1 protein-coding gene is annotated in these 2168 nt (G+C 75.1%); it reads right to left on the bottom strand.

Annotated elements, in window-relative coordinates; all coding sequences use genetic code 11:
* Positions 1-2168, bottom strand: a 2168-nt coding sequence (locus tag ACFQ87_RS45450; RefSeq protein ID WP_380616919.1) for an HAD-IC family P-type ATPase, incomplete at both ends; no start/stop codon positions are given.

The following is a 2168-nucleotide window of genomic DNA, read 5'->3' on the forward strand; positions in this document are numbered from 1 at the left end:
GGCCGGCAGGACGCTCTCGGGTGCGCCCTTCACCACGAGCAGTTCGCGGCCCTCCTCGTCGGCCCCGGTCGCGGCGGCGTAACCGCGGCTGGCCTCGAACGGCAGCGCCTGGTCGGGCGTCCAGCCGAGCTCGTCCGGCGCAGCGGCGAGGATCGCCTCGTCGGTGGAGTGGGCGTGGACGGCCGTGTCGTCGGCGGGCGGGCAGGCCCGGGCCGCCATCCGCAGGACGGGCGTCGCGGCTGGGTCGTCGGCGGGGTGCAGGGCGCCGTCGGTCGTGCCGACGCGGGTCACCCGCAGGCGGTTCTCGGTCAGGGTGCCGGTCTTGTCGAAGCAAACCGTGTCCATCCGGCCGAGCGCCTCCAGGGCGCGCGGGGTGCGGACCAGGACGCCGTGCCGGCTGAGCCGGCGGGCCGCGGCCAGCTGGGCGACCGTCGCCACCAGCGGCAGGCCCTCCGGCACGGCGGCCACCGCGACCGCGAGCCCGCCCCGGACGGCCTGGCGCACCGGGCGCCCGCGCAGCACGGCCAGGCCCGCGACGGCGGCTCCGCCGAGCAGGGTGAACGGCAGGCTGCGGTTGGTCAGTTCGCGCAGCCGGGCCTGGACGCCGGCCGCCGGCGGGGTGCGGACGGCGAGGTGCGCGGCCCGTCCGGCCTCGGTGTCGTCCCCGGTGCCGACGACGGCGGCCCGGGCGTGGCCGGCCACGACGGTGGTGCCCTCGAAAACCATGCAGCGGCGGTCGGCGACGGCTGTATCCGGGGTCGCGTCCACCTGCTTCGCGATGGGGAGGGACTCGCCGGTCAGCGAGGACTCGTCGACCTCCAGGTCGTCGACGTCAAGCAGCCGGGCGTCGGCGGGCACCACATCGCCGGTGTTCAGCTCGATCACCTGACCGGGGGCCAGATCAGAGGACTTGACCCTGCGGGACCGGCTCCCGTCGACCACCTTGATTTTCTGATGTTGAGTCACTTCGAGTGCGGAGAGCGCCTGTTCGGCGAACATCCGCTGCACCGCGCCGATCAGCGCGTTCATCGCCAGAGCTCCGGTGACCAGCAGCGCGTCCACGGTCGAGCCCAACAGGGCGGAGGCGGTCGCCCCGACCAGCAGGACCGGTGTCAGCGGATCGTCGAGCTCGGAGCGCATCGCGCCGATCAGGCGGCCCGTCAGACGCGCCGGGGCGAACGCCGGCAGCCCCTGCACCCGCCGGACGGCGCCCGACAGGACCCGCAGGCCCTCGGGGCGTGCCGGGCGGCGGACGGCCTTGAGCCGGGCCAGTGCCTCCCGGGGCGCGAGGGCGTGCCAGGGGACGCGCGGCGGCGGGTGGGGGGCGCTGCGGGTGCTGACGCGCAGGGCGGCCCGCCAGCCCGAGACGAGGGCCGCAGCGGTCGCGGCGTTGACGGGCGAGAGGCGGATGCCGACCGGGAGGGTGCCGTGTGGCCGTCGGCCCCGGGTCACGACCAGGAGCCCGGACAGCGCGGCACTCGCCTCGGCCAAGGTCCTGGAGTGCCGGGCGACGGTGCGCGCGGCGGGAATCGCGGCCAGCAGCCGCCAGGCGGATTCGAGACCGTTCAGCAGGAGGATGTCCGCGCCCCACACCACCGCGCTGTCGTCGTCGGTGACCGCGACCGCGAGGTCGCTGCGCAGCAGTCCGGCGAGCAGTTCCCGGGCGCTGTCCGTCAACTCGGAATCATCGCCGGCCGGAACGCGCGCCACCGTGAGCACGACCCGTCCGTTGCGCTGGAGTTGACGCACGACATCGATCAACGGCCGCTCAGCGCCGACTAGTTCATCGGCGAGAGCACCGAAGTCGCCGAGCGTGCCGTCGTCGGCCACCACGACGTGCAGTCCGGCGCGACGGGCGGCGTCCAGCGCGGCCTCGGCGAGCGGGGCGATCTCCCGGCTGACCAGGACCGTGCCGATGTCCGCACCGTCGGCGGCGGCGATCATCAGGCCAGTCTCGGCGCCCGAGGATCCCGAGGATCCCAACTGGTCTGGCACCGGGCGGAGTTCGAGGTCCGGTTCGGCCGCCGACGGTTCCAGGGCAGCGGCGGCGGCCTGCCACAGCCGGTCGTGGTCCCAGCCGGGTGCGTTGGGGTGGACCTCCAGGACCGTTCTCGCCCTGCCGCGCAGGGAGTCGGGATGCAGGAGGAGGGTGGAGACCGGGTAAAGGC

Source organism: Kitasatospora sp. NPDC056531, assembly GCF_042794375.1.
Taxonomy (GTDB): Bacteria; Actinomycetota; Actinomycetes; order Streptomycetales; family Streptomycetaceae; genus Kitasatospora.